We start from the raw sequence: 26,675 nt of genomic DNA on the forward strand, positions 1-26,675 counted from the left end.
GCACTGATGATGTATGTGAGACTACGAAACGAAGCCGAGCGGTCAGGAGTAGGAATGAAGAAACTACTCGCCGGAGTTACCGCGCTGGTCACCGTCAGCGCCACCGGATACTTTGGCGTCGGGGTCAGCGTGGCCGATGACACGGCCATCGGCGGGCCACCGACCCCCGGTGCGCCGGGCGACCAGACCGGATACGCCCTCGGCGGGGCTCACGTCTTGGGCATTCCCTACGACGAGTACATCCGCCAGGAGGGAGCCCAATGGTTCCCCGGGCAGCAACGACAAATCGTCCGCTACCCGGCCGGCCAGGTCCAGGGCCACGTTCTGGAACGACTCTTCCCGGGCATCGGCAAGATCGGCGAAGAACTGCTCCCCGGCCTGGGTTTGGACGGCCCCAGCGTCGGCGAGTCGGTCGACGAGGGAATCGACAACCTCGATACGGCGTTCCGCACCACCGGTCGCCCCGGTACGGCGATCGGCTTGTCCGAGGGTGGCTTCGTCGTCGACGGCGAGCAGGCCCGGCTGGCCAATGACCCGACCGCTCCCCCGCCGCACACGCTGAACTTCGCCACCTTCGGCGACCCGATCGGGCGTCACGCCTTCGGTGAGAGCTTCCTGACCGCCATGTTCCCGGTCGGCAGCGTTGTTCCCGCCCTCGACTACACCATGCCGGCGCCGTACGAAAGCCAGTACGACACCTATCGGTTCGTGGCGGCCTACGACTCGATCGCCGACTTCCCCGACCGGCCGGACAACCTGTTTGCGCTCGCCAACACGCTGATGGGCCTGGCCACCGGCCACACCGCGGTGGCCTTCACCAACCCGAGCATGGTGCCGCCGCAGAACATCAGAACCACGATCAACTCCCGTGGCGCCAAAGATACGACGATCATGGTCCCGGAAAAGCACCTTCCGCTCGTCATGCCGTTGAAGTACGTCGGGATTGACGAAGACACCTTGAACAAGCTCGACGCGATCCTGACCCCACGGGTGGATGCGGGCTACTCCCGAAACGACGACCCGTCGACCGCGCCGGTTCAGGTAGACCCGGTGCACGGCTTCGACCCCGCGGAGGTCACGGCGCCGGCCAACCAGGCGACGTTCGGCGGTGGCGCTGACCCGGTCTCACAGATCCTCAGCGGCGCAACGTCCGTGTTGTCGCACACCGGCGAACCCGACCACTGATTTTCCAGCCCACAAATTCGACTAGTTAGTGCGGACGTAATGTGACGCCTATGCCCCAGTCATCGATCCTCTCCATGCTGCACGGGCGTGCCAGCCTGCGACCCCATGATGTCGCGTTCACGTTTACCAACTACGAGAACGACTGGGCGGGCGTTCCCGAGAGCCTCACCTGGTCCCAGCTGTCCCGCCGCACCCTGAATATGGCGCGCGAGATCCGCCTGCAGGCGTCGGTGGGCGACCGCGCGGTCATCCTGGCGCCGCAGAGCCTGGATTACATCGTGGCGTTCCTGGGATCCATCCAGGCGGGGCTTATCGCAGTCCCGCTGCCGTTGCCGCACCGCGGCTCCAGTCATGAGCGGGTCGGTGCGGTGTTTGCCGACACCGCGCCCTCGGTTGTGCTCACCACGTCCGCGGTGGCGGCCGACGTGGGGGACTATGTCGATCAATCACCGATGGACACCGCGCCGAAGATCGTCGAAGTCGATTCGTTGAACCTCGACGTCGAAGGCGAACCCAGCGTTGCGCCGGCTGAGTCGCCGGGCATCGCGTATTTGCAGTACAGCTCGGGGTCGACCCGGCTGCCCACCGGCGTCATGATGTCGCACCGCAACCTCACGGTGAATTTCGAGCAGCTGATGCGCGGCTTCTCCGCGGAGGCCAAAATCCCCTCGGACACCACGATCGTGTCGTGGTTGCCCTTCTACCACGACATGGGGCTGATGCTGGGGGTCTGCGCACCCATCCTCAGCGGCTTTCGCGCCGAACTGACAAGTCCGGTTTCGTTCTTGGAAAGGCCGGCCAGGTGGATGCGTGCGCTGGCCGAAAATTCGTGTGCGTGGTCGTCGGCGCCGAACTTCGCCTTTGACCTGGCCGCTCGGAAAACCAGCGACGCTGACCTGGCCGGGCTCGACCTGGGCGGGGTGCTGGGCATCATCAACGGTGCCGAGCGTGTCGAGCCGGCCACCTTGCACCGCTTCGTCGATCGGTTTGCGCACTTCAACCTTCAGGACCACATGCTCCGCCCGTCCTATGGTTTGGCGGAGGCCACCGTCTTTGTCGCGACGGGCACCTGGAACGAATCAGACCCGGCGGGTCACTTCGATCTCGACGAACTGTCCGCGGGCCGCGTTCAGCGGTGCGCGGCGGGCGCCGGAACGGCGCTGGTCAAATACCGGGTGCCGCAATCACCCACGCTGCGGATCGTCGACACCGACACCCACCGCGAGTGCCCGCCAGACGTGGTCGGCGAGATCTGGGTCCGCGGCGACAACGTCGCCGAGGGTTACTGGGGCAAACCGCCGGAGGAGCAGGGCTGCTTCGGCGCCACGCTGGTCGACCCATCGCCCGGCACGCCCGAGGGGCAGTGGCTGAGAACGGGCGACCTGGGTTTCGTCTCCGAGGGCGAGCTGTTCATCGTCGGCCGGATCAAGGACCTGCTGATCATCCGGGGACGTAATCACTACCCCGAGGACATCGAGGCGACGGTTCAAGAGATCACCCGTGGTCGGGTCGCGGCGATATCGCTGCCGCTGAACAGCACCGAACAGCTGGTCACGATCATTGAGCTCAAAAAGCGCGACGACCCCGACGGGGAGGTGCTGCACTGGCTCGCCGACGTCAAAAGCGACGTCACCTCCGCGATCTCCAATGCCCACGGCTTGAATGTCGGGGACCTCGTTCTGGTGCCGCCCGGGTCGATCCCCATCACGACGAGCGGCAAGATTCGGCGCGCCGCCTGCGTCGAGCAGTACCGCCAGGACCAATTCAGCCGGCTGGACGCCTGAGCCGCCCGCTGGGCGCACCCAGAACCAGACATGCTGGTCACCGTCCTGGTCATGGCCCTAGCCGTCAGCATCGAGCCGTTCCGCATCGGCATGACCGTGCTCATGCTGAACCGGCCCCGGCCCGCGCTGCAACTGCTCGCGTTTTTGTGTGGTGGTTTCGCCATGGGAATGACGGTGGGTCTGGTCGTCTTGTTTGTCTTCCGACGCGCCCTGCTCGGGTCGAGCCATGTCACGGTGCCCAAAGTGCAGATCCTGATCGGGTTCCTGGCGCTCACGGTCGCGGTGCTGGTCGCCATCGACATCCGCGGACGGTTGGGGGCGGGCCCGGCGAAACTGGCGATGCCGGGCAGGCGACTGCTGAACGGGGAGTCGGTGGCGGTCGCGGGAATCGCCGGTCTCGGCATCGCCTTGCCGTCGGTCGACTATCTGGCCGCGCTGGCGATCATCCTGGCCTCCGGCGCGGCAGCCTTGACGCAGGTGGCGGTGTTGTTGATCTTCAACATCGTGGCGTTCGCGCTGATAGAGATTCCATTGCTGGCCTATCTTCTGGCGCCCGCAGCGACGGCCAGGTGGGTCGCGGCGCTGCACACCTGGATTCGCGCGCGGCGACGCGGTGAAGTCGCGACCCTGTTAGCCGCGCTGGGCTGCGTCTTCGTCGCGGTCGGGATGGCCGGGCTCTGATCCGCCCTGTCCGGGGGGCACCGCGCGTAGCTCTCCGGAACCGTCCACTTCAGCGAGCTTCGCAGGCGTTCGTTCACCGTTACGGAACATCGAACTTGTCCGCGATTTCTTGCCAGGCACGAGCGTGCTTTCTTGCGATTTCAGCGATGGTGCCCGAGCAGTGGATCGGAATAGCTTCCGCCAACTCGTTAAAGGTGCTAATCGTAACGACGACGGTGGACAGCAACCGCAGCAGCGCGCGTCCCCTCTCGGAGCATCTGATTGAGGGATCTTTTCTCAGTCGCTGCAGGAGATCGTGCCCCTGGGCTCCTGCTGACGCACTCGCGCCGGCGCTCGGCACACCGCGCACGCCGCCAAGAGGTCGATCCGCGGTGGCGTTTGTGGGGTTGTCCCCATGTTCAGAGCGGTGACTCGAATTTTTTGCGAGATTATCGGGCAGGGGGTTCTCGCCGTTGTCGATACGCCGCCGCACATCGCGCGCAGTGGTGACGGAGACGCCCGCTTCCCGCGCTATCTCCCGCAGCGATGCGCGGGGATTGATCGACAAAAATTCCGCGGCACGTCGCCGTCCATTAACCGGACTAGCCGGTCGGATCTTTCCGTCGCGCCCGAGCCGGTGACCCAACTGGGAAATTTCCTCAGTTGCACACTCTCGCAATTTGCCTACAGTTTTGTTCGACACTCCGGCGATCAGCGCAATGGACCGATCGGACCACTGGGGGTGGGCTCGTACAATTCGTCGCGCAGCGGCCTTTCGCTCAGCAAGGGTCAGCGGCAGGCCGTGGCTGACATTCAGATGTACGGCGAGCGCAAAAGCTTCAGCGTTATTACCCTCGAAAAACCTCGCCGGTATCGTGCTGTCGCCGCGCAATTCGGTTGCCCGTAGCCGATGCACACCGTCGATCACCCGCATCGAGGTCCGATGGATCACTATCGGAGGCAAGGGCAACGGTGATTGCGCCAGGATCTTGACATGGTGCTCGTTTGTCTTGCTCTTCCTCGGGGTGTACGAATTGCGAATCGACGCCACCGGCACATTCTCGACCGGCAGGGAGCTACTTTGCCGTACCCACTCCTCCACCGCAAATGCCGACAACTGGCCCGAGTTACCGTACGCATGCGTCAAAGGAAGCGCCTGCCTGTTTAGCGCGTGGCTCTCGTTTGTTTGCGGCATCGATCTGAAAGTCCGAGCTATCTACTTACACGTCTTTCACGACGACCATACGGCCAGATCAAAATCGGCAACCGCATGGTTGTTTTGTGCCCATACAATCGGACCCCTTTCGGTGATTCCTGCAACTCAGCGATACCGGCGGCGGTCTCATGCGCAGCCCGCGGAGCGGCCATTCATATCGGTTGTATGGAAATCACTGGTATGCGAACAACCGCCTGCGGAACGACGCACGAGACCGTCAGACTGACTTCGGCGCCCACAACAGTGCCACGTTGCTGAACACGCCCTCCCGTACCTTACGCTCGAGTAGCTTACGCGTCAGTAGCTTACTCCAGAGTAGGTAAGGCGTCGAGGGCCACTTGTCGGCCGGCGCTATGCCACAGTGACAGCAATGAGCATTGCCGGGGGTCGCGGTGACCGCCTCACCTGACCGGGCGGCGGCGTGGCCGCGGCAGCGGTGGCGGCGGCTGGGTGGCTCGGTCTTCGGGACGCTGTTCGGCGGTGCCCTCGCGCTGGCCATGACAGCGCTCGTCATTCCCCCGCTGTTGATCTGGTCGCACGCCGCCGGTGATCGTGTCGCGGTCCGCGGCACCGAAACCGTCCGCGCCGGTTCGCGGGGTTTTGCCTGCATGGGGTGGGTGTTGCCGGCCGGCGCGCCGATCCCGGTCCGCACGTTCGACGGATACATGATGCCGGGGATCACTCGCGCAGAGCGCAAGCAGGTCCACCGGGTTCAGGTCATCGGCGCCAACTCCTGCACCGATGGTGACTACTGGGCATTGTCGTCGCGCGATAGCGAGGTCTGGGCGCGCAATCCGGCCGTGACCGCCCTGTTCGGGGTGATCGTCAAGCTCGGCCTGGGACTATCCGGGCTGGGGCTGGCCGCACGCGGCGCACGCCGGTCGGTGGCCGTGGTCCGGGGCGACCCGTCGGGGTGGGACCCCGACGAGGAACGTACGCATCGCCGCCCGCGGCTGCCCAAGGCCGGGCGCGCCGAGTCGCTACTGATCCGCACCGCCGCCGTGCTCGGCGTGATGATCGCGGTGTGCGTGGCGGGCTCCCTCGGCCTGGGGGCGGGGATCCTGCTGGGTTTGATCGGCGTCGGACCGGTATTGGGTTTTGTCGGCGCGGCCGCGGCCATCGTGGTCTGCGTTCGGCTCAATCGACGCCTGAGTCGCGCGCACCGCGCTCGAATCCGCCGCCACGGCACGCCGTTGCACGGCAAAGTCGTCGACTGCCGCGAATCGCTGCGGCCGCGGCCCAACCGGCGCATTGACCCCTGGGTGACGCTGACCGTCCAGTTCGACGATGCCGACCACCCCACCCCGCGGTGGCTGCGCCGCGCCTACCGGTTCAGCTCCGACGAGACCGACATCGCCGCGGCGTTCGCCCGCCGCCACCACGTCGGCGCCGCGGTGACGGTGTACCGCGGGCGGCACCAGATGTTCTACCTGCTCGACGTCGATGACGCGCACTTGTCGTGGCCGCAGTGGTGGTAAAACCCCCGCCGTTACACCACGCCGCTGACGTAGTGCCCATTGCGGACCGCCCGCAGCACCTCACGCATCGCGTCGCCGCTTTGACGCCAGGAGAATTCGGCGCTGCGGGCCTGCGCCTTGGCGCCGAGTTGGTCGCGCAGCACCGGGTCGGCCAACAGTTGCTCCAGCCGGCCCACCAGTTCCTCACGGTCGTCGACCAGCATTCCGGTGACCCCGTCCACGATGGAGTCGGCCAGCCCGCCCGAGGACCGGTAGCCGATGGTCGGCACGCCGTGTTGGGCCGCCTCAACCACCGCCAGGCCCCAGCCCTCCTTGCGGGAGGGCAGCACGTGCACCCACGATCGCTGCACCACTTCATGTTTGGCCGCGTCGTCGACGTGTCCGTGGAAAGTCACTGCGTCGGTGATGCCGAGCAGCGCCGCATGGTCGACCAGACGCTGGTGCCACCACCCATCGCCGACGATGTCGAGGTGCAGGCCAGGCACCGTCGACCGCAGCGCCGCCACCGCCTCCAGGGCATCCTCGATCTGCTTGTGCGGCACCAGCCGGGACAGCACCACCACCCGCGGGTCGGCGGCCCGTTCAACCGACAGTGTCTGCGCGGGCGCTTCGTCAAGACCGTTGCGCACCACCGCGATTCGCTGACCGTCCACACCCAGCTCGACCAGGTCTCGCGCCGACGGCAGCGACACCGTCACGTATTGGTTGCGGCGGTGCAGCCACGGCGACAACATCGACTCGACGTACCAGCCGATGCGGCCCAGCACCGGCCCGGCCACCGGCCACTGCTCGCGGTGGCAGTGGTGCACCAGCACCGCGACCCGTCGCCCGTAGGCCAGCCGAGCCAAAAACGGCAAACCGTTCTGGGTGTCGACCACCACGTCCGGTCGGACCCGTCGCAGTGGGCCCAAGCCGATGCGCGCCGCCAGCATCGCCGCCAATGCCCGCAGGTACACGGTGTAGCGGCCGCCGGCGCGGCTGATCCGCACTCCGTCGACCACCTCGCGCCGCGGCGCGCCGGGATAACGGGCCGTGCGCAGCGTGACCGCCACGCCCGAGGCGGCCAGCTGTGCGCCGATGCGCTGCAGGTAGGTTTCGCTGCCGCCGCCCTGAGGGTGCCCGGTGTCGCGCCAGCACAACAGCAGGACCGCACCGACACCAGACATTGGGTTACAGGGTAGCGGGGCGGTCCGCCCAGGTAAGGGGTGCCCACTGGCCGGTCCCCACCGTGAGATTGAGCTCACGCAGGCGCGCACTCGCACGATTCCTGCGTACTTTCAATCTCGTGGCAGACCTGGACGCCTGCATAGGCTTGGCCCGATGAACGGCGCCCCGGTCACCAGCACGTTCGCCGCCCGTGCGACGCTGGCACGCTCGCTGCGGCTGCTGGGGCAGTTCCGCTACGAGCAGCGCGACCCGGCCCGGTTCTACGGCGCGCTGGCCGCCGACACCGCCGCGATGGTCACCGACCTGTGGCGCGCCGCCCACGGCGCGGACCCGACCGGGTGCACCCTGCTCGACGTCGGCGGCGGGCCGGGCTACTTCGCCGGCGCGTTCAGCGCGGCCGGTGTCCGCTACATCGGTGTCGAACCGGACCCGGCCGAGATGCACGCCGCGGGCCCGGCCCTGCCGGACGCGGCGGGCAGCTTTGTGCGGGCCTCGGGCACGGCGCTGCCGTTCGCCGACGACAGCGTCGACATCTGCCTGTCCTCCAATGTCGCCGAGCACGTGCCCCGGCCCTGGCAACTCGGCAACGAGATGCTGCGGGTGACCCGACCGGGCGGGCTGGCGGTGCTGTCCTACACGGTGTGGCTGGGACCGTTCGGCGGCCACGAGATGGGCCTGACCCACTACCTGGGCGGGGCCCGCGCCGCCGCCCGCTACACCCGCAGACACGGCCACCCACCCAAAAACAACTACGGCTCGTCGCTGTTCGCGGTGTCGGCCGCCGCCGGCCTGGACTGGGCGACCAGCACCGGTGCCCTGCTCGCCGCGTTCCCCCGCTACCACCCGCGATGGGCGTGGTGGATGACATCGGTGCCGGTGCTGCGCGAGTTCGTGGTGAGCAACCTGGTCCTCGTCCTGCAGCCCAGCCAACACATCGACTGAAACAGGTTCTAATTTCGCCGTCGGCTGGGTAGGGTGTGCGCCATGACTCACAGCGCCCCAACCGAGTACGACAAGCTGTTCATCGGCGGGAAGTGGACCGCGCCGTCGGCCAGCGACGTCATCGAGGTCCACTGTCCGGCCACCGGCCAATACGTCGGCAAGGTGCCGCTGGCGGCCAAGGCCGATGTGGACGCCGCCGTCGCGGCCGCCCGCAGCGCCTTCGACACCGGCCCCTGGCCCGCCACCCCGCCGGCCGAGCGGGCGGCGGTCATCGGCGCGGCGGTCAAGCTGATGGAGGACCGCAAGGAGCTGTTCACCAGCTTGCTGGCCGCCGAGACCGGCCAACCGCCGACCATCGTCGAGACCATGCAGTGGCTGGGGTCGCTGGGATCGCTGACCTACTTCGCCGGCGCCGCCGACGACGTCACCTGGACCGAGACCCGCAACGGCTCCTACGGGCAGACCATCGTGAGCCGCGAGCCGATCGGCGTGGTCGGCGCCATCGTGGCATGGAATGTGCCGCTGTTTTTGGCGGTCAACAAGCTGGGTCCGGCGCTGCTGGCCGGCTGCACGGTGGTGCTCAAACCGGCCGCCGAGACCCCGCTGACCGCCAACGCGCTGGCCGAGGTGTTCGCCGAGGCCGGCCTGCCCGAGGGGGTGCTGTCGGTGGTGCCCGGCGGTGTGGAAACCGGGCAGGCGCTGACCAGCAACCCCGACATCGACATCTTCACCTTCACCGGCAGCTCCGCGGTCGGGAAGGAGGTCGGCAAGCGCGCCGCCGACCTGCTCAAACCGTGCACGCTGGAACTCGGCGGCAAGTCGGCGGCCATCATGCTCGAGGACGTGGACCTGGCCGCCGCGGTGCCGATGATGGTGTTCTCCGGCCTGATGAACGCCGGGCAGGGCTGCGTGAACCAGACCCGGATCCTGGCGCCGCGGTCGCGCTACGACGAAATCGTCGACGCGGTCAAGACGTTCGTCGAGGCGCTGCCGGTGGGGCTGCCGACCGATCCGGCCGCCCAGGTCGGCCCGCTGATCAGCGAGAAGCAACGTACCCGGGTCGAGGGCTACATCAAGAAGGGCATCGAGGAAGGCGCCCGGCTGGTGTGCGGCGGCGGACGCCCCGAGGGGTTGGATGGCGGTTATTTCGTGCAGCCCACCGTGTTCGCCGACGTGGACAACAAGATGACCATCGCCCAGGAGGAGATCTTCGGGCCGGTGCTGAGCATCATCCCCTACGACACCGAAGACGACGCGATCGCGATCGCCAACGACTCGGTGTACGGGTTGGCCGGCAGCGTGTGGACCACCGACGTGCCGCACGGCATCGAGATCTCCCAGCAGATCCGCACCGGCACCTACGGCATCAACTGGTACGCCTTCGATCCCGGTTCGCCGTTCGGCGGCTACAAGAACTCCGGCATCGGCCGCGAGAACGGGCCCGAGGGTGTGGAGCACTTCACCCAGCAGAAGAGCGTGCTGCTGCCGATGGGCTACACGTTGGACAACTGAGCGCGCGGGCGGCCGTCGCGGTCGACTGCGCACAGCACCCGCCAGGGTCGGGGGATGCGGCCGGGGCGCAGCGCGCCGCCGTCGATCAGGGCTTTCAGCACCGGTCGGGTGGCGCGCTGCAGCAGCTCGCGACGCTGCGGTAGCCGCCGCACCGCCCGCCAGGTGCGCCACTTCGGCAGGCCGATGGTGCCGTAGACGCCGGGATGCACCAGCATGTGGAACAGCTCGTGCAGCACCACCGGCGCGACGTAGCGGACGCTGACGCGGTCGACCCAGCTGGCTTCGGCCCAGACTTCGGGGATCCGCAACCGGGCGAACGACAGGTGCCGTGCCTCCTCCTGGCGGTGATAGCGGTTGACCGCGGCCAGGAACGGGTCGGTGTCGGGGTGCTCGCTGGCCAGCTTTTGCAGCAGGTCCGGCATTTCCTCCCCGCCGAGCACCAGGGTGAGAAAGAAGGCCTGCCGCCGCACGATCGCGAAGTTGGACCGGGTTTCCAGCCAGCGGCTCAACCGTCCACGCGGGACAAACGGACTGCGGCTGGCCGGCTGCAACTGGTCGATCACCCGCAGGAACAGCCGGGAGTGCCGCGTTTCCTCGCCGACCTCATGGAGGGCGAAGACCGACCGCGGGTCGTTCAGGTCGCGGCGGGCGGCCAGATCAAAACAGAACCCGGCCATCAGCACCGCTTCGAACCGGATACCCAAATCCATCACGGCGGCGACCTCTTCGCGGGCCAACCGCGCCTTCTGGTCGGCACTCAGCCGCAGGTCCATGCCATGGAGGGACAGCAACTCGTCGGGCAGCACCTGACCGGCGCCGAATTGGCCGATGACGTCGACATCGGGGTCGATGACGTGGCGTTGCGATGCCCGGCTGAGCCGATCAATGCGGTCCTCGACGCTGCGTGTGGCGGTCATCCCCGATCACCCCGTTTCAGATAATGTCGTTATCTGAAACGCTAGCATCGGTCAGCCGATGCCGCCAGCGCCGATCAGCGCGGCCAGTACACCGGTGAAGACGCTCGTGGCGTCGATCTCGGGATCCAGCAGGGTGTGCACGCCCAGGCCGTCGCCCAGGCTCAGCAGTGCCTCGGCAAGGGTCGCCTCCGGCAGCGGCAGGGTGGCGCCCAGCCGATCGGCCTGGTCGCGCAGCAGTTTGGCCAGGCCGCGGCCGAATCGCCGTTGCCGCTCCCGCAGCCGCGACGCCAGCTCGGCTTTCCCCACCCCCGCGATGGCGAGTTCGACCTCCAGGACCCGCCATCGCGGATCATCGCGGAACACGTCACGAAACCAGCCGCTGACGGCGGCGACCACGTCGGATACCGACGTCACGGCGCGCACCGTCGTGCCGAGCCGCTCGACGGCGTCGGCGTCGTGGGCCTCCAACACGCTGAGCAGCAGATCGTCCTTGCTGGCGAAATTGCTGTACAGCGCGCCGGTGGAGTAGCCGGCGCGGCGCGCGATCTCGGCGGCGGTGGCCCCGTGAAAACCCTTCTCCAGGTAGGCCTGTTCGCCGGCCTGCAGCAGTCGCGCCCGGGTACGTTCCTGCTGCTGAACGCGGGTGAGCCGAGACGCGTGCGCCATGGCGTTTAGTGCATCACAAGGCTGACGCGCACGGCCGCGACCCGCCCACCGACCTTGCCGTCGACCGGCAGTCCACTCGACTCGTACAAGTTTTCTGTACTATGGCAGTACAACATTCGCTGTCGGACTTCGGAGTATCGCCGTGAGCATCAGCGCAAGTGAGGCCCGCCAGCGCCTTTTCCCGCTCCTCGAACAAGTCAACACCGATCACCAGCCGGTGCGCATCACCTCCAGGGCCGGTGATGCGGTGTTGATGTCGGCCGACGACTACGACTCGTGGCAGGAAACCGTCTATCTGCTGCGCTCCCCAGAGAACGCGAGACGGTTGATGGAGGCCGTCGCCCGCGACAAAGCCGACCGCTCCGACGTGGCCAAATCCATCGATGAGCTGCGGGAGATGGCCGGCGGCGAGGAGTGAGGAGCATCCACTTCGATCCCGACGCCTGGGAGGACTTCCTGTTCTGGCTGGCGTCCGACCGCAAGACGGCGCGCCGGATTACCCGGCTCATCGGCGAGATCCAGCGCGACCCCTTCGGCGGAATCGGCAAACCGGAGCCGCTCAAGGGGGAACTGTCCGGATATTGGTCCCGTCGGATCGATGACGAACACCGCCTGGTGTACCGAGCGGACGATAACGAGGTCAAGGTGCTCAAAGCCCGCTACCACTACTGATATGTCCACCAGTCGCTCAGCGCCGCGGCTCGCAGCCCCGTGTCCATGCCGCCCGGTCTTGGGTCGACACCCCGGCACGCGACGCCCGCCACCGCGACCAGTTGAACTGGTACCACGGCTCGCGCTCATCTTCGGTGACCCAGGATCCCACGCAGCCCCGCATCGATTCGGGTAGCCCGTCGAGCGCGGGCAGCGCGTCGGCCGACAGCCCGGTCAGATAGGAGGCGTCGAGGTGGCCGGTCTGGGCGTAGCGCTCGATGTTGCGCTGCGCGATGAGCCGGTCCGGGTTCACCGCGGCCAGCCCCAGCAGCGCGGCCACCCCGGCGGCCAGCACCGCCCGCGGCAACCACTCCGCGGCCATCCGGATCCCGCAACCGGCGATCAGCACGAACACCGCGCCCAGCCACAACTCGACGGTGATGACCAGCAGCCGCAGCTCGGTGAAGCCGTAGGCCTGCTGGTAGAGCCACATCCGGTGCACCGCCGAGGCGACCACCACCACCGACATCGCGCACAGCAAGCCGACCAGCGACCGGATCAGCCGCCGATCCGCCGCGGTGTCGCGGGCCGCCAGCTGCAAGGTCACCGCGATCACCAGCACGGTCAGGGCCGACACCACCAGCAGCTGCCAAAAGCCTTGCCGCGCATACTCGGCGTAGGTCAGCCCGGCGGTTTCCAGCACGTGGCGGTGCCCGCCGAATAACACCGTCGCCTGCACCGCCACGAACGCGACGAACAGGGTGTCCAGCGCCGCCACCGGCACCGCCCACTCCCAGCGGGCCACCGTCCAGCCGATCCGCGGCGCCGCGGCATCCAGCCGCGGCGGGAACCGGATCAGGTAGGCGCCGAACAGCACGAACGCCAACACGACGGTGAAAACGACGCTGCGGGCCATGAACTCGCCGACGTCCAGCGCCGGCAGCAGCCCGCTCAGGACGTGCGCAAATGCCACGTCGGCGCCCGCGAACAGCCCGCCGAATGCCGCTACCAGCACCACCGTGGTCGCCAGCACGATCGCGAGCCGGCGCAGATCGCCGCTGCCGCCCGGTAATTCGATGCGCCGCAGGGTGCGTTGCGTCCAGCCGACCACCCGGGCCGGCACCGCCCAGGCCAGCAGCGGACCGGCGAACACCGCGGTCCAGCTGCGTCCGCCGACGAAGGTGCACCAGCCGACGATCCAGGCGGCCGCCACACACAGCGCGTCCACCCATTCGGCGGCCAGGACGGCCGGCACCGCCAGTAACGCCAACGTCATCGCCATGCCGGCCCACTCCTGCCGTGTCGGCGAACGCCGGGCGGTGCCGTAGACGACGCCGAAGACCAGTGCGCCCACCAGCAGGTAGCCGACGGAAAACACGGTGACCCGCCACACCAGCGTGCCCAGCAGCGCGGCCAGCAGCGCCAGGGCCACGACCCGGCGCGGCGCGGCCGCGCCGACGTCGATCGGCCAGATCCGGTGCGGCCAAATCGTCCAGCCCGGCTCTCCCGGCTCGGGTCGGCGCGGCCCCAGCACCGGCCCGCCAAGCTGCGGCCCGTACTGTCCCCCCGGCGCCGGCGGTCCCGGCGTGATCAGCGTCATTGCGTCCCTCCCTGTTCCGGGATCACCACGCGGATTCGGCAACCCGGCGCTCCCCCAACCACTTCGATCGTTCCCCCATGCAGCTGCACCGCCCACCGGGCGATCGCCAAGCCCAACCCCGTTCCGCCGTCGGAGGATTCGCCGCGGCTGAACCGTTCAAAGACCCGTTCCCGCTCGACGGGCTCGATACCGGGGCCGTCGTCGGACACCTCGATCTGCACCCCGGACGGCGCCGCGGCGCGGGCCACCACCTGCACCCGCCCACCCGGTGGACTGTGCCGGGTGGCGTTGTCGACCAGGTTGACCACGACCTGACGCAGCCGGGCCGGGTCGGCGGTCACCGACAGCCCGCGCGGCCACACCCGCACCGCCACACCGATACCGTCGCGGGCCAACGTCACGTGCCCGACAGCGTCGTCGAGGAAGTCCTGCACCTCGAATCGGCTCAGCTGCAACGGCATCACGCCGCCTTCGACCCGGGACAGATCCAACAGGTCGGTGACCAGCTCGCCCAACCGCTCGGTTTGCGACAGCGCCTTGCGCATGGTCGCGTCGTCCGGGGCCACCACTTGATCGACGACGTTCTCCAGCAGCGCCTGCAACGCCGAGATCGGGGTGCGCAGCTCGTGCGACACGTTGGCGATCAGCCCGCGGCGGTACTCGTCGGCCGCGCCCAGGTCGCTCGACATCTGGTTGAACGCCGCCGCCAACTGGCCGACCTCGTCGCGGGAGGTGGCCCGCACCCGGATGCTGTAGTCGCCGCGCGCCATGGCCCGTGCGGCGGCTGTCATTTGGCGCAGCGGCGAGGTCATGCCGTGCGCCAGGAATTGGGTCAACGCCAGCGAGGTCACCAACGCCGCCAGCAACGCGTACCGGAACGGCCAGCTCGCCCCCAGCCAGTAGGTGATGCTGGCCAGCACGATGGCGCCGGCCACCAAGGCGCCCACCTTCACCTTGAACGAGCCCAACGGATCCAGCGGCCGGGGCAGCCGGTCCCACAACGCCATCATCACGGCACCTCCAGCGCGTAGCCGACGCCGTGCACGGTGCGGATCAGCCCGGTGCCCAGCTTGCGGCGCAACGCCTTGACGTGGCTGTCCACCGTGCGGGTCTGGCTGTCGTGCGTCCAGCCCCACACCTGTTCCAGCAGGCTGGCCCGGCTGATCACGGCGCGGGGACGCCGCGCCAAACAGGTCAGCAGATCGAATTCGGTGCGGGTCAAATGAACTTCCTGATCCGCCTGGTGCACCCGACGTTGCTGCAGGTCTATCCGGAACGGCCCGACCGTCAGCGCCGGTTCGGCGGTGGCGCGGTCGACCCGACGCAGCAGCACCTGCACCCGCGCCACCAGCTCCCGCATGCTGAACGGTTTGGTCAGGTAGTCGTCGGCGCCGACGCCCAGGCCCACCAGCAGGTCGGTCTCGTCGGTGCGAGCGGTCAGCATCAGCACCGGGACCGGCCGGTTGGCCTGCACCCGCCGGCACACCTCCAGCCCGTCGAACCCGGGCAGCATCACGTCGAGAACCACCAGGTCAGGCGGGGATTCCTGGGCCGCCTGCACCGCCGACGGACCGTCGACGGCGGTGCCGACGGTAAAGCCCTCGGCGCGCAGTCGGGCCGCCACCGACGACAGGATGGTGGGCTCGTCGTCGACCACGAGGATGCGTCTCATCGCCACGATTCGACTCTAGGCAGCTGTGATGGACCTACCGAGCAGAGATTGTGAAGATCCTGTGCAGGTCGCCCCGCTGACCCAACCCGCTTAGAAGGCGTCCTCGCGGAGCTCCATCAGCGCCAGATCGACGTTGTCCACGATGCGACGCTCAGCGCTCAGGCGGGGCAGCACATTCTTGGCGAAAAACGTTGCCGCGGTGACCTTTCCGCGGTAGAAGTTGCGGTCCGATTCGGCCGGATCCTGCGCCAACGCGTCCAGCGCGATCCGGGCCTGACGCAGCAGCAGCCAGCCGATCAGCAGGTCACCGACCGCCAGCAGGAACGGCACCGACTGCAGGCCCACCCGATACAGTTCGCGGGCATTGTCCTGCGAACCGAGCAGGTAGCCGGTCATGGTGGCGACCATGGCCCGCACGTCGTCGAGCGCGGTGGCCAAGTTGCCGCGGGCCTCGGCCAGCTCGGGGTGGGTGTTGTCGTCGCCGAGGACTTTCTCGATCTGGGTGACCAGATGCTGCAGGGCGACCCCGTGGTCACGGGCGATCTTGCGGAAGAAGAAGTCCTGCGCCTGAATCGCGGTGGTGCCCTCGTAGAGGCTGTCGATCTTGGCGTCGCGGATGTATTGCTCGAGCGGATAGTCCTGCAGAAAGCCGGAGCCGCCCAGCGTCTGCAGCGACTCGGTCAGGCATTGGTAGGCGCGTTCGGAGCCGACGCCCTTGACGATCGGCAGCAGCAGGTCATTGACCCGGTTGGCCAGCTCGGCGTCCGCGCCGGACACGATGTCGGCCACCGTCGGATCCTGATGGGCCGCGGTGTACAGGTACAGCGCCCGCAACCCCTCGGCGTAGGTCTTCTGGACCAGCAGGGCGCGCCGCACGTCGGGGTGATGAATGATGGTCACCCGCGGCGCGGTCTTGTCGGTCATCTGGGTCAGATCCGCGCCCTGCACCCGAGTCTTGGCGTACTCCAAGGCATTCAGATAACCCGTCGACAAGGTGGAGATCGCCTTGGTACCGACCATCATGCGGGCGTACTCGATGATTTTGAACATCTGCGCGATGCCGTTGTGGCTGTCGCCGACCAGCCAGCCGGTCGCCGGAACCCCGTGCTGGCCGAAGGTCAGTTCGCAGGTGGCCGAGGCCTTCAGCCCCATCTTGTGCTCCAGCCCGGTGACGAACACGCCGTTGCGCTCCCCCGGCTCGCCGGTCTCCGGGTCCAGCAGGAATTTCGGCACCACGAACAGGCTCAGCCCCTTGGTGCCCGGGCCGGCGCCCTCCGGGCGGGCCAGCACCATGTGAATGATGTTCTCGAACAGGTCGTCGGTGTCGCCGTTGGTGATGAACCGCTTCACCCCGTCGATGTGCCAGCTGCCGTCGGGCTGCTCGGTGGCCTTGGTGCGTCCGGCGCCGACGTCCGAGCCGGCGTCGGGTTCGGTCAGCACCATGGTGGCGCCCCAGTTGCGGTCGATCGCCAGCGATGCCCAGCGGCGCTGCTGCTCGTTGCCCAAGTGGTAGAGCACGTTGGCCAGCACCGGCCCGGCCATGTACATAAATACCGCCGGGTTGGCGCCGAGCACCAGTTCGTTGATCGCCCAGCCGACCATCGCGGGCGCCGGCACGCCGCCGACCTTCTCGTCGAGCGCGACCCGGAACCACTCCCCCTGCTGCCAGGCGTGCAGCGACTTCTTGAAGGAGTCCGGCAAGCTCACCGCGTGCGTCTCGGGATCAAAGGTGGGCGGGTGTCGGTCGGCGTCGGCGAACGACTCCGCGACCGGGCCCTCGGCCAGCCGCGCCGCCTCGGCCAGCATCTCGCGCACCGACTCGCCATCCAGGTCGCCGAACACCCCGCTGGCCAACGACCGCTCCAGGTCCAGCGCCTCGAACAGGTTGAACTCCAGGTCACGCACGTTGCTGTGGTAGTGGCCCATCGGCTCCGCATCCTCCCGGTCGCACGGCTGCGCTCAGCGTAACCCCGATCAGCCGCGCGGGACCGGCCTTGGCGACGCTTCCTCGACCGGGGCGGGCGCGGTGTCCGACGCACCCCGATCTCCCGCATTTCTATGGGTTACTGCATAAACGTGGTCCGCGCGCCCCGTTGGTAAGACCGGCTTTCGAAATTGTTCACCTGATGTTTTGCCGGTTTGGCGCCAAACCCGCAGGTGGGACTTGTGCTACTACTTCCAGTAGTTGTATGCTTGTCGTCATATTTTCGTGGTTGTGGCGCTCCGGCGGTGCACCATCGCGTTGAGGAGGCAGACGATGTGGGACATCGAGGTCAACATCGCTGGTCACCAGTTCACCGGCCGGTTGCCTGATCTGCCGAGCCGGCGGTGGCGTCCGGGCCGGCTGCACCCGCGCACGGCGCGGTGGCGGTCGGTGGCGTTGCGCCACCTGCACGCCGCCTAACCCGCGACAAGAGGACCTCGTGCCGTCGACTGCGACCGCTCCGCGCACCAAGCGCGGGACCACCCGCAACCGGATGATCGCCACCGCCGCCGAAGTGCTGCGCGAGCGCGGGGCGGCCGGGGTGACCATCGACGAAGTGTTGGCCCGCAGCGGCGCGCCGCGCGGCTCGGTGTATCACCACTTCCCCGGCGGCAAGAACCAGTTGCTGACCGAGGCGCTGCACTACGCCGGCGATGCCCTCACCGCCAGCATCGACCGCAGCGCCGACCAGGGCAGCCGGGTGCTGTTGGCGCAGTTCACCGAGGTGTGGGAACGGCTGCTGCAGGACAGCGATTTCACCGCCGGCTGCCCGGTGGTGGCCGCGGCCATCGGGCCCGCCGACGAGGAGCCGCAACTGACCGCGGAGGCCGGCAAGATTTTCGGCCACTGGCGCGCCGCGCTGGCCCAGGCGTTCGCCGCCGACGGGTTCGACGAGCCGGACGCGACGTCGCTGGCGGTGACCGCGATCGCCGCGCTGGAAGGCGCCGTCGTGCTGTGCCGGGCGTCGCGTACCGTCGCGCCGCTGCGCGACGTCATCGGTCAGCTGGAATTCCTGATCAAGTCACGCGAATTCGTCCGCCGCCACGGGGTGCCCGGCCGCCCGTAGGCGTGGCTATCCTCCGGCCAACGTGCGCAAAATGCCAGGCTTTGGCGGGTAGGACTGTACATTTGCGCACCCTCGCGGCGGAGGCGGGAGCACTCAGTCGCTGGCGGGCAGGGGTTTGGCCTCTTTGAGGCTGAGCGCGGTGTCGCCGATGGACAGCGTTCCGGCGCCCGCCTTGGTCACCAGCACCTCGGCGCCGTCGGCGTCGACGTAGCGCTTGCCCATCACGGTGCCGTCGGCGAAGGCCGGGTTGAGGTCACCGGACTTCTCGGCGCCGACGTCGACCATCGGGGCGCCGCCGCAGCGCAGATCGTTCAGGCTCTCTGCGCTCCTGACCACAATGACCTGGGTGTCGCAGACCTGACTCTGTAACCGGGTGCCGTTTTTGATCATGGTGTCGTCCTCTTTGACGTGGGTTACTACTCGGCCGGGGCGGTCCGAAGTTCTTCGACAAGTTCGCGGCGCAGCACCTTACCGGTCGCGTTGGTAGGCAGCTCACCTCGAAACACTACGCGGTCAGGGGTCCGCGACCCGCGCAGGCTTTTACGCACGTACGCGCGCAGCTCTTCGGGGTCGGGGTCGGCGCCGGGGGCGGGCACCACCACCGCGACGATCGCCTGTCCCCAGTGCGGATCGTCCACACCGACCACCGCGACGTCACGCACCTGCGGGTGCTCGATCAGCACGTCCTCCAGCTCGGCGGGCGCGATGTTTTCCCCGCCGCGGATGATGGTGTCATCGGAGCGTCCGCCAAGGAACAGGTAGCCGTCCTCGTCCAACGTGGCGATGTCGCGCGTCGGGAACCAGCCCTCGGCGTCGAGCACCGAGCCGATCCCGGTGTAGCGGCCCGACACCTGCTCCCCGCGGACGAACAGTTCACCGCTGCGGCCCGCCGGGAGCACCGTGCCGTCGGCGTCGCGGATCTGCACTTCGATGCCCGGCACCGGCTGACCGACCGACCCGAGCCGTTTGGTGACCGCGGGATCGGCCGCGGCCTGCGCCGCGCGGTGATCCTCGGGGGTCAGCACCGCGATCGTGGAGCTGGTTTCGGTCAGCCCGTAGGCGTTGACGAAACCGACACCGGGCAGCAGGTCCAGCGCCCGGCGCACCAGTGGCAGCCCCACCTTGGAGCCGCCGTAGGCCAGGTTGCGCAGCGACGGCAACCGGTGGCCGCCGCGCTCCAGCACGGTGACGATGCGGTCCAGCATGGTCGGGACGACGGTGGCCGTGGTGACCTGCTCGTCGTTGACCAGCCGCACCCACGCCTCGGCGTCGAAGTTGGGCAGGTACACCATCTTGCGGCCGGCGTACAGGTTCGACAGCGCCGCACCCACCCCGGCGATGTGGTAGGGCGGCACGCAGATCAGCGCCGCGTCGCCCGGTTCGGCGGACCCGAATTCGACCGTGCCGGTGATGTAGCTGGTCAGGTTGTTGTGCGAGAGTTCGACGGCCTTGGGTGCCGAGGTGGTGCCGGAGGTGAACAACACCACCGCGACCGAGTCCGGATCCGGAAACTCCGCGGCCGGCTCGGCGGTGCGTGCGGCGGCCAAAAACTCCTCGGAACCGATCACCTGCTTGCCCAGATCGCCGACCACCTCGGCGTAGCGGGGGTCGACGACCACCAGCGGCTGCGGCAGCCGGGCGATCAGCGCCGCAATGCCCTCCGGCGAGAGCCGGTAGTTGATCGGGGTGACGGCCCGCCCGGCGCGCGCCGAGGCGAACAGCAGCAGCGGCAGCAGCGCCCCGCCGGCACCGACATAGGCGACATGCTCGGCCCCGGACGCGCTGATCACCCCCGCGCCGCCGTCGGCGAGGTCGCTGAGCTCGCTCGTCGTCAACCGCAGGTCCCCGGAGACGACGGCCAGCCGGTCGGGGTCGCTCGATACCGCCATTTCAAGCAGCAACGAAATACTCATCCGCAATCCTTCTGGGCATCAGCCGACCCGCTCGGTTGACAACTCACCACCGAAGTGTAAACCGTCGGCGGATCTCACTCGAACGGTACCGGCGGCAGCCGCACCACCTGCGCGGCGTAGCTCAGGCCGGCACCGTAGCCCAGCAGCAGCGCCAAATCGCCGGGTTTGGCCGCACCGGTCGACAACAACTCCTCCATCGCCAGCGGGATCGAGGCCGCCGAGGTGTTCCCGGTGTGCACGATGTCATTGGCGACTACCACGCCCCGCGCCAGGTTCAGATTCTTGGCCAGCAGTTCGTTGATTCGGCTGTTGGCCTGATGGGGCACAAACACCTTCACCTTCCCCGGCGGCACCTTGGCCGCCTCCAGGGCACGCGCACCGGCCTTGCCGACCTCGAAGGCGGCCCAGCGGAATACCGCGGTGCCTTCCATCCGCAGGAACGGCCGCGGGCCGGTCGGGTTCTCCGCGTGGGCAATCCAGTCGATGTCCTGGCGGACCGCGTTGGTCTGCTCGCCGTCGCTGCCCCAAACGGTGGGGCCGATGCCCTGATCGGGTGTTTCGCCGACCACCACCGCGCCGGCGCCGTCGGCGAAAATGAAGCAGTTGCCGCGGTCATGCATGTCGATCGTGGGCGACAGCTTCTCCGAACCGATCACCAACACCTTGCCGGCACTGCCGCCGCGCACCATGTCGGCCGCAACCCCGAGCGCGTAGCCGAACCCGGCGCATCCCACGTTGATGTCGAAGCCGGGAATCCCATTGGCGCCCAGCGCCGTTGCCACCATCGGCGCCGCCGGTGGGGTCTGCAGGAAGTGGGTGTTGGTGGCCACGATTACGGCGTCGATGTCGGTGGCCGCGAGCAGTGCGTTGGCGACGGCCCGGCGCCCGGCCTCGATCGCCATCGAGGCCGCGGATTCGTCGTCGGCCGCAAACCGGCGGGTCTTGATCCCGGTCCGGGTGTAAATCCACTCATCGGACGACTCGATGTTTTCGCAGATCTCATCGTTGGTGACCACCCGCTCGGGGCGGTACGCCCCGATGCTGAGCAGACCCACCTTCCGGACGCCGGAGGTCTCCGCAATCTTGGTCATGGGGTTCGACGGTAACCGCCCGACGGCACTGTTGACAGGGCCATCCGCGGGCCGCGAGGCTGGAGCCCATGTCGGAGCGGCGAACCAGGTGGGGGCAGCGCAGCATCGCGGACCGGTGGGGTGGTGCGGTGTATGACTTCGCGGTGGAACACGAATGGCTGGCCCGGCCGTTCGGGTTGGCGCTGTGGGGCACCGACGTCCGGATGTTCTACGACAGCCTGCGGGTGCTGGGCGACCTGCCGGACGGCGCGGCGGTGCTCGACGTCCCGTGCGGCGGCGGCGTGGCGCTGCGCGGCCTGCGGCCCGGCCAGCGGGTGCGCTACGTCGCCGCCGACATCTCCCCCGACATGCTGGGCCGCGCCCGGCGGGCGGCCAGCGGGCTCGGGCTGGACGGCATCGAGTTCACCGAGGCCAACATCGAGCGGATGCCGTTCGCCGACAACGAGTTCGACCTGTGCGTCACCTTCAACGGGTTGCACTGCCTGCCCGACCCGGCGGCCGCGGTCACCGAGATGGCCCGCTGTTTGCGGCCCGGCGGCCGGCTGGTGGGGGATTCGGTGGTGCGCGGCGCCGGCCTGCGCCAGGATCTGGCCATCGCCGCGCTGCGGCGCGCCGACCTGTTCGGTGTCGGCGGCAGCGTCGACGAACTGCACGACTGGCTGACCAGTGCCGGGTTGAGCGTGACGCGGCTGGAGTTGTCCGGCGCGCTGGCGCACTTCACCGGGACCCGCTGAGCCCCGGTGAGCGATTTCGACGCGCTGTGCGTCGCCGACGCCGAGCTGGCCGATCTCCGCTCGGCGGTGCGCGAGTTCCTGGTCGCGGACTCCGCCGCGTTCGGCTGGCAGCCCGCCGTGGATTGTTGGCTATCCCGTTGGGACGAAGGCTTTTCCGCGCGCCTGGCCGACGCCGGTTTCCTGGGCCTGACCATCCCGGTGGGCTACGGCGGGCGCGGGTTGGGTCACCTGCACCGCTATGTCGTGACCGAGGAATTGCTGGCCGCCGGCGCGCCGGTGGCCGCACACTGGGTCGCCGATCGTCAGGTGGCGCCCGGATTGCTGGCCTACGGCACCGACGAGCAACGCCGCCGGATCCTGCCCCGCATCGCGGCCGGCCGCTTCTATTCCGCGATCGGGATGAGCGAACCGCAGGCCGGGTCCGATCTGGCCGCCGCCGCGGCGCGGGCCACCCGCGCCGACGGCGGCTGGGTGCTCAACGGCCGCAAGGTGTGGACCAGCGGCGCGCACCGCGCCCATCAGGTGGTGGTGCTGGCCCGAACCGCTCCGGCCGACCCGGCGCACCGGCATGCGGGCTTCACCCAATTCCTGGTGCCGACCGACGCCCCCGGCGTGACGATCGACCCGATCGTCGGGATGGACGGCGCGCACCACTTCAACGAGGTCGTCTACACCGACGTGTTCGTACCCGACACCGATGTGCTGGGCGAGGTCGGCAACGGCTGGCGGCAGGTGACCGCCGAGCTGTCGTTCGAACGCAGCGGACCCGAACGGATCCTGTCGACCGCACCGCTGATCCTGGCGTTGATCCGCGCCCTGGCCGCCCAGCAGGTCGAGGACGCGACGGCGGCCCGGGTGGGGGACTTGGTGGCGCGGCTGATTTCGCTGCGGCAGCTGTCGGTGTCGGTGGCTCGGGCGCTGGCCGCCGGCGGCCAGCCCACCAACCAGGCCGCGCTGGTCAAGGATCTGGGCACCCGGTTCGAACAGGACTCCGTCGAGGTGGTCGCCGAGGTGCTGGACTCCCTGGAGGCGCCCGGTGAACTGCGCGCCCTGGTGGACACCGCGCGCCTGCACGCGCCGCTGTTCACCCTGCGCGGCGGGACCAACGAGGTGCTGCGCGGGGTGGTAGCGCGCGGGATGGGGTTGCGGTGACCGGATGGCTGGCCGGTGGCGTGTTCGGGGGCGACCACGATGACGAGTGCGCCGAGGTGCGTCGGCTGGTCGACGAGATCGGCCGGCGCTCGTTTGAGGCTCGGCTGGGCCACCGCACCCGGCCGGAACGTTTCGACGACGAGCTGTGGGACACCCTGCACGACACCGGGCTGACCCGGCTGACCAGCAGCGGCGAGGCCGACCCAGGCGTGGCCGCGGTCGTGTTGCGCGGGCTGGCCCGGCACGCCGGGGCGGTGCCGGTCGCCGAGACCGACCTGCTGGCCGGGTGGCTGGCGGCCGCGGCCGGCGTCGAGGCGCCCGATGCCGCACCGCTGACGGTGGCGATGGCCGACGCGACGGTCGCGGCGGGGCGGGTCACCGGCACCGCGGCCGGGGTGCCGTGGCTGCCGGCGGCCGCGGAGGTGCTGGTGGCGGCCCGCACCGGCGATGCGCTGCTGGTCGACGCCGTCGACGCGGCCGACCTGCAGGTCAGCGAGGGCCACAACCTGGCCGGTGAGCCGCGCCACGGGGTCGGCTTCGACCTGCCCGTCGCGGCGTTCACCGGGATCGAGGCGTCCGCCGGCGAGGAGCTCACCCGCCGCGGCGCCTGGGCCCGCTGTGTACAAACGGTGGGGGTGCTCGACGCGGCCGCCGAGTGGTCGGCGGCCCACACCCGGGAGCGCACCCAGTTCGGCCGCCCGCTCAGCGCCTTCCAGGCGGTGCAGCAGGCGCTGGCCGGGATGGCCGGCGGGATCGAACGGGCCCGCGCCGCCACGACCTTGGCCGTCGCGGCGGCCACCGACCACGGTTTCGGCAGCGCGCAGGCCGACTACGCGGTCACCGTGGCCAAGGTGGTGCTCGGGCGGGTCGTGCCGGCGGTGACGACCGCGGCCCATCAGTTACACGGCGCTATCGGTGTGACGATCGAGCACCGGTTGTGGTTGGCGACCACCCGCGCGCACAGCTGGGTCGACGAGTTCGGCCGCCCCGGGCACCATGCCCGGCGCCTGGGTCGCGCCGTCCTGTCCGCCGACGCCTGGGACACCATCGTCGACGGGCGAGGCTGGTAGCGGCACCCGGTCGGCGGCGACGGCTGCCGGGGCCGGACGTCGGCGCCACCACCCCGGTTGCCACCGGGCCTCCAGCCGGGCCAGTGCCATCAAGACGATCACCGCGAACAACCAACCCAGCAGGATGTCGAACACATAGTGCTCGGCCGTGTACACCAGCAGGAACGCCATGATCAGCGGGTAGGCGACCAGCAGCGGCCGCCACTTGGCCGCGACCCGACGCCACAAAAAGGCTGCCACCATCGCGGTCAGCGCGGCGTGCAGCGACGGGATGGCGGCCACCAGGTTCACGTTGGCCTGCCCCTCGTCGATCAGCGACTTCGCCGAGTTCAGGTGCAGGGTTCCCCAACCGCGGGTGGAGATGCGTTCCACCCACTGATGGGCCCCGGGCCGGCTGGTGGACATGGCGCCCAGCAAACCGCCGTCGGGGACGCCGCGCGCCGAGCGAAACATGCAGGGCGGATCGGACGGACCACCCGCGACGTCGGCGGGCGTGCAGCGGGCGGCCGCCCACGGCGGCGCCGCGGGCAGCAGGATATACACGATCAGCGCGGCGAACTGCAGCACGACGAAGCGGCGTACGAACGCCTTCCAGTCGTCGCGGTTGCGCAGCCACAGCACCCCGGCGACCACGTACGGCAGGATGAAGAACGACATGTAGACGGTGCTCATCACCACCTCCCACCACGGCGGATGGGGCAGTTTGAGGTGCTCCTGCAGCCAGACCGTCGGCACCACACCAAAGAACAGCCAGCGCTCGGCGTCCACTTGCGGCTGCCACCAGGTGGGCGTCCCCAAAAACAGCGCCGCCCCCCGGCTCAGGTCGTAGACCACCAGCACCAGGGCGAACGGCAGCCAGTCGAGGATGACCTGCAGCATCCGTTTGCGGCCGATGCTCGCCGCCAGCAAACCCGCGCAAATGTAGACCAGCAGCAGTTCCCGGTTGAATGCGAACCCGGTGGTCCAGGTCCGGAACACCACCACGATCACCCAGACGGCGATCGCGGCCCGGCGCACGAGGATGAGTCGGCGCTCCCGCAGCGCAGCGACGTCGCCGGTGTCGGCATCAGACGGTGCATCAACCATTGGATACCCGACACCTTTCGATCGGCCGGCACCATGGGTCCGGCCGGGCTTTTCGGAATGCGTGACCTCTCAGCCTAGTTTGCCCACCGTTGGCCAGCGATTAACCAAGCCGGTCACACCAGTCACATCCGTACCAAATCTGGACCAGCCTGCGGTGCTGGAAACGGATAGCCCGGCGACATCACCTCGCCGATCTCCAGGTCGAAACTCCCCCAGGCTGCGGCGAGGTCCGACCTGATATCACCCGCGTTATCCGTTTTCGGACGGCGTTATGCCTTCTCGCAGGGGCGGGTGCGACGCTTGGGACTAGGCCGCGACACCCTACCTGTCGAGGACCTGCGCAACCCGTGCCTCGACATCGCCGAGGCCGGTCACGTCGATCCCGAACCGCCCGGTCAGCGCGTCGAGCACCTGCGCGGCGGTGTCGAACGCGATGCGTTCGGTCTGCCCGCCCCGGGAGTGAATGGCCAGGTGGCGCCCGCGCAGATTGCACCGGGCGTCCGCGGTGACCAGCGCCGCGCTGAGCCCGACCACGAAGATCGACTCCGGATGGGTGGACACGTACCAGCTGCCGACCTCCATGTCGATCAGCGGGCGCGGTTCGGTGGTGAAGGTGTACAGCGGCTGCCACACCTCGCGCACCAGGGTTTCCAGCACGTAGCCGTGGCCGTGGGTGCGCAGCCGGAACGGCTCGTGGGGGGTCTGCTGGGCGGGTCCGGCGATCAGCCGGATCGGCGAGGTCAGCGTCTGCCCGCCGAATCCGACGTCAACCAGGTACGGTTCGCCGACGCCGGGAACGTGGACCGCCAGCGCCTGGTGGGTCTCGGCGTGCGGGGGCCCGTCCAGTCCGTCGGGATTCATCCACACCACTCGCCCGGCCAGCCGGTCCACCTCGAAGCCAAGCGCGGTCAGCACGTAGCCCATCAGGTTGTTGTGCTCGTAGCAGTAGCCGCCGCGGCGGCGATGCACCAGCTTGTCGGTCAGCGCGGCCACGCGCCTGTCTCGTATACGCATCCGACGCCGCCGACGGATTAGTAGGTGAGGAGCACGCGAGGTGTTGTGCGGGCGATGCGCGACGAGGGCAGGTGGCGGTGGGGGGGTGTGGGTGGTGTGGTGCGCTCTGGCGGTG

The 26,675-nt window shown here is 68.8% G+C and carries 25 protein-coding genes and 1 pseudogene; 13 read left to right on the top strand and 13 right to left on the bottom strand.

What is annotated here, in order from left to right:
* Window positions 1-54 precede the first annotated feature (54 nt).
* The 3 genes from pe to BKN37_RS07360 are packed head-to-tail and all read left to right on the top strand — an operon-like array spanning window position 55 to window position 3,650.
* Complete coding sequence (gene pe, locus BKN37_RS07350) at window positions 55-1,185, top strand: acyltransferase PE (RefSeq protein ID WP_071023906.1); 1,131 nt, start codon at window positions 55-57, stop codon at window positions 1,183-1,185.
* A 50-nt stretch (window positions 1,186-1,235) separates the two neighbouring features.
* Window positions 1,236-2,969 (top strand): AMP-binding protein, encoded by a 1,734-nt coding sequence (locus tag BKN37_RS07355; protein WP_083341644.1) that lies wholly within the window; start codon window positions 1,236-1,238, stop codon window positions 2,967-2,969.
* Between the two features lie 30 nt (window positions 2,970-2,999).
* Complete coding sequence (locus tag BKN37_RS07360) at window positions 3,000-3,650, top strand: GAP family protein (RefSeq protein WP_071023909.1); 651 nt, start codon at window positions 3,000-3,002, stop codon at window positions 3,648-3,650.
* A gap of 79 nt (window positions 3,651-3,729) precedes the next feature.
* Here BKN37_RS07360 and BKN37_RS27650 read toward each other — a convergent pair whose 3' ends face one another.
* Window positions 3,730-4,824 carry a ParB/RepB/Spo0J family partition protein gene (locus tag BKN37_RS27650; RefSeq protein ID WP_095407017.1) on the bottom strand — a complete coding sequence of 365 codons (1,095 nt, stop codon included), beginning with the start codon at window positions 4,822-4,824 and terminating at the stop codon, window positions 3,730-3,732.
* 413 nt (window positions 4,825-5,237) lie between these two features.
* Between BKN37_RS27650 and BKN37_RS07365 the strand changes: the two genes are divergently transcribed.
* Window positions 5,238-6,323: a hypothetical protein gene (locus BKN37_RS07365; RefSeq protein WP_105369039.1), complete on the top strand. Its 1,086-nt coding sequence runs from the start codon at window positions 5,238-5,240 to the stop codon at window positions 6,321-6,323.
* A gap of 11 nt (window positions 6,324-6,334) precedes the next feature.
* On the opposite strand, the gene BKN37_RS07370 is transcribed toward BKN37_RS07365, so the two are convergent.
* A complete protein-coding gene (locus tag BKN37_RS07370; RefSeq protein WP_071023915.1) occupies window positions 6,335-7,489 on the bottom strand; it encodes a glycosyltransferase family 4 protein in 1,155 nt (384 codons plus the stop codon).
* A 154-nt stretch (window positions 7,490-7,643) separates the two neighbouring features.
* On the opposite strand from BKN37_RS07370, the gene BKN37_RS07375 reads away from it, so the two are divergent.
* Together BKN37_RS07375 and BKN37_RS07380 are read left to right on the top strand one after the other, a co-directional pair.
* Window positions 7,644-8,432, top strand: coding sequence for a class I SAM-dependent methyltransferase (locus BKN37_RS07375; protein WP_071023917.1), 789 nt, complete (start codon window positions 7,644-7,646; stop codon window positions 8,430-8,432).
* Between the two features lie 42 nt (window positions 8,433-8,474).
* Window positions 8,475-9,944 (top strand): aldehyde dehydrogenase, encoded by a 1,470-nt coding sequence (locus tag BKN37_RS07380; protein WP_071023920.1) that lies wholly within the window; start codon window positions 8,475-8,477, stop codon window positions 9,942-9,944.
* Here the strand turns inward: BKN37_RS07380 and BKN37_RS07385 are convergent.
* Together BKN37_RS07385 and BKN37_RS07390 are read right to left on the bottom strand one after the other, a co-directional pair.
* The gene (locus BKN37_RS07385) at window positions 9,926-10,861 is read right to left on the bottom strand and encodes a diiron oxygenase (protein WP_071023923.1); all 936 of its coding nucleotides are present in this window, start codon (window positions 10,859-10,861) and stop codon (window positions 9,926-9,928) included. The two genes, BKN37_RS07380 and BKN37_RS07385, sit on opposite strands and share 19 nt — an antisense overlap.
* A gap of 51 nt (window positions 10,862-10,912) precedes the next feature.
* Window positions 10,913-11,527, bottom strand: a complete 615-nt coding sequence (locus BKN37_RS07390) for a TetR/AcrR family transcriptional regulator (protein WP_071023925.1) — start codon at window positions 11,525-11,527, stop codon at window positions 10,913-10,915.
* A 142-nt stretch (window positions 11,528-11,669) separates the two neighbouring features.
* Here BKN37_RS07390 and BKN37_RS07395 point away from each other — a divergent pair, with 142 nt between their 5' ends.
* Window positions 11,670-11,945: a type II toxin-antitoxin system Phd/YefM family antitoxin gene (locus tag BKN37_RS07395; protein WP_071023927.1), complete on the top strand. Its 276-nt coding sequence runs from the start codon at window positions 11,670-11,672 to the stop codon at window positions 11,943-11,945.
* Entirely contained in the window at window positions 11,942-12,199 is a 258-nt protein-coding gene (locus BKN37_RS07400) for a Txe/YoeB family addiction module toxin (RefSeq protein WP_071023929.1), read from the top strand. The genes BKN37_RS07395 and BKN37_RS07400 overlap by 4 nt, the downstream gene beginning before the upstream one ends.
* A 16-nt stretch (window positions 12,200-12,215) precedes the next feature.
* Here BKN37_RS07400 and BKN37_RS07405 read toward each other — a convergent pair whose 3' ends face one another.
* The 4 genes from BKN37_RS07405 to BKN37_RS07420 form a co-directional block, all read right to left on the bottom strand.
* Complete coding sequence (locus BKN37_RS07405; RefSeq protein ID WP_083341645.1) at window positions 12,216-13,778, bottom strand: DUF4153 domain-containing protein; 1,563 nt, start codon at window positions 13,776-13,778, stop codon at window positions 12,216-12,218.
* On the bottom strand, window positions 13,775-14,788 hold the full coding sequence (locus BKN37_RS07410) for a sensor histidine kinase (protein WP_071023931.1): 1,014 nt from the start codon (window positions 14,786-14,788) through the stop codon (window positions 13,775-13,777). The genes BKN37_RS07405 and BKN37_RS07410 overlap by 4 nt, the downstream gene beginning before the upstream one ends.
* Complete coding sequence (locus BKN37_RS07415; protein ID WP_071023933.1) at window positions 14,788-15,450, bottom strand: response regulator transcription factor; 663 nt, start codon at window positions 15,448-15,450, stop codon at window positions 14,788-14,790. Before BKN37_RS07415 ends, BKN37_RS07410 begins: the two co-directional genes overlap by 1 nt.
* A gap of 90 nt (window positions 15,451-15,540) precedes the next feature.
* Window positions 15,541-17,376, bottom strand: a complete 1,836-nt coding sequence (locus BKN37_RS07420) for an acyl-CoA dehydrogenase (RefSeq protein ID WP_071023935.1) — start codon at window positions 17,374-17,376, stop codon at window positions 15,541-15,543.
* Window positions 17,377-17,707: 331 nt separating this feature from the next.
* Here BKN37_RS07420 and BKN37_RS29070 point away from each other — a divergent pair, with 331 nt between their 5' ends.
* Entirely contained in the window at window positions 17,708-17,854 is a 147-nt protein-coding gene (locus tag BKN37_RS29070; RefSeq protein WP_158260427.1) for a hypothetical protein, read from the top strand.
* Window positions 17,855-17,873: 19 nt separating this feature from the next.
* Window positions 17,874-18,500, top strand: coding sequence for a TetR/AcrR family transcriptional regulator (locus tag BKN37_RS07430; RefSeq protein WP_479724549.1), 627 nt, complete (start codon window positions 17,874-17,876; stop codon window positions 18,498-18,500).
* A gap of 93 nt (window positions 18,501-18,593) precedes the next feature.
* Here BKN37_RS07430 and BKN37_RS07435 read toward each other — a convergent pair whose 3' ends face one another.
* From BKN37_RS07435 to BKN37_RS07445, 3 genes are all read right to left on the bottom strand, one after another.
* Entirely contained in the window at window positions 18,594-18,890 is a 297-nt protein-coding gene (locus tag BKN37_RS07435; protein ID WP_071023939.1) for a hypothetical protein, read from the bottom strand.
* Between the two features lie 26 nt (window positions 18,891-18,916).
* A complete protein-coding gene (locus BKN37_RS07440; protein WP_071023941.1) occupies window positions 18,917-20,413 on the bottom strand; it encodes a class I adenylate-forming enzyme family protein in 1,497 nt (498 codons plus the stop codon).
* A gap of 74 nt (window positions 20,414-20,487) precedes the next feature.
* Window positions 20,488-21,504 (bottom strand): beta-ketoacyl-ACP synthase III, encoded by a 1,017-nt coding sequence (locus tag BKN37_RS07445; protein ID WP_071023943.1) that lies wholly within the window; start codon window positions 21,502-21,504, stop codon window positions 20,488-20,490.
* Between the two features lie 68 nt (window positions 21,505-21,572).
* Here BKN37_RS07445 and BKN37_RS07450 point away from each other — a divergent pair, with 68 nt between their 5' ends.
* The 3 genes and pseudogenes from BKN37_RS07450 to BKN37_RS30265 all read left to right on the top strand — a co-directional run.
* Window positions 21,573-22,238, top strand: coding sequence for a class I SAM-dependent methyltransferase (locus tag BKN37_RS07450; protein ID WP_071023946.1), 666 nt, complete (start codon window positions 21,573-21,575; stop codon window positions 22,236-22,238).
* 6 nt (window positions 22,239-22,244) lie between these two features.
* Entirely contained in the window at window positions 22,245-23,390 is a 1,146-nt protein-coding gene (locus BKN37_RS07455) for an acyl-CoA dehydrogenase family protein (protein WP_071023948.1), read from the top strand.
* Window positions 23,391-23,734: 344 nt separating this feature from the next.
* A pseudogene (locus BKN37_RS30265) lies at window positions 23,735-24,268 on the top strand (acyl-CoA dehydrogenase family protein); the annotation flags it as partial.
* A 21-nt stretch (window positions 24,269-24,289) separates the two neighbouring features.
* Here BKN37_RS30265 and BKN37_RS27655 read toward each other — a convergent pair.
* Both BKN37_RS27655 and BKN37_RS07465 read right to left on the bottom strand, forming a co-directional pair.
* Window positions 24,290-25,546 carry a phosphatase PAP2 family protein gene (locus BKN37_RS27655; RefSeq protein ID WP_318276365.1) on the bottom strand — a complete coding sequence of 419 codons (1,257 nt, stop codon included), beginning with the start codon at window positions 25,544-25,546 and terminating at the stop codon, window positions 24,290-24,292.
* A gap of 321 nt (window positions 25,547-25,867) precedes the next feature.
* A partial coding sequence (locus BKN37_RS07465; RefSeq protein WP_108772698.1) for an arylamine N-acetyltransferase family protein occupies window positions 25,868-26,675 on the bottom strand: 808 nt, incomplete at its 5' end.

Source organism: Mycobacterium talmoniae (genome assembly GCF_001854525.1).
Lineage (GTDB): Bacteria > Actinomycetota > Actinomycetes > Mycobacteriales > Mycobacteriaceae > Mycobacterium > Mycobacterium talmoniae.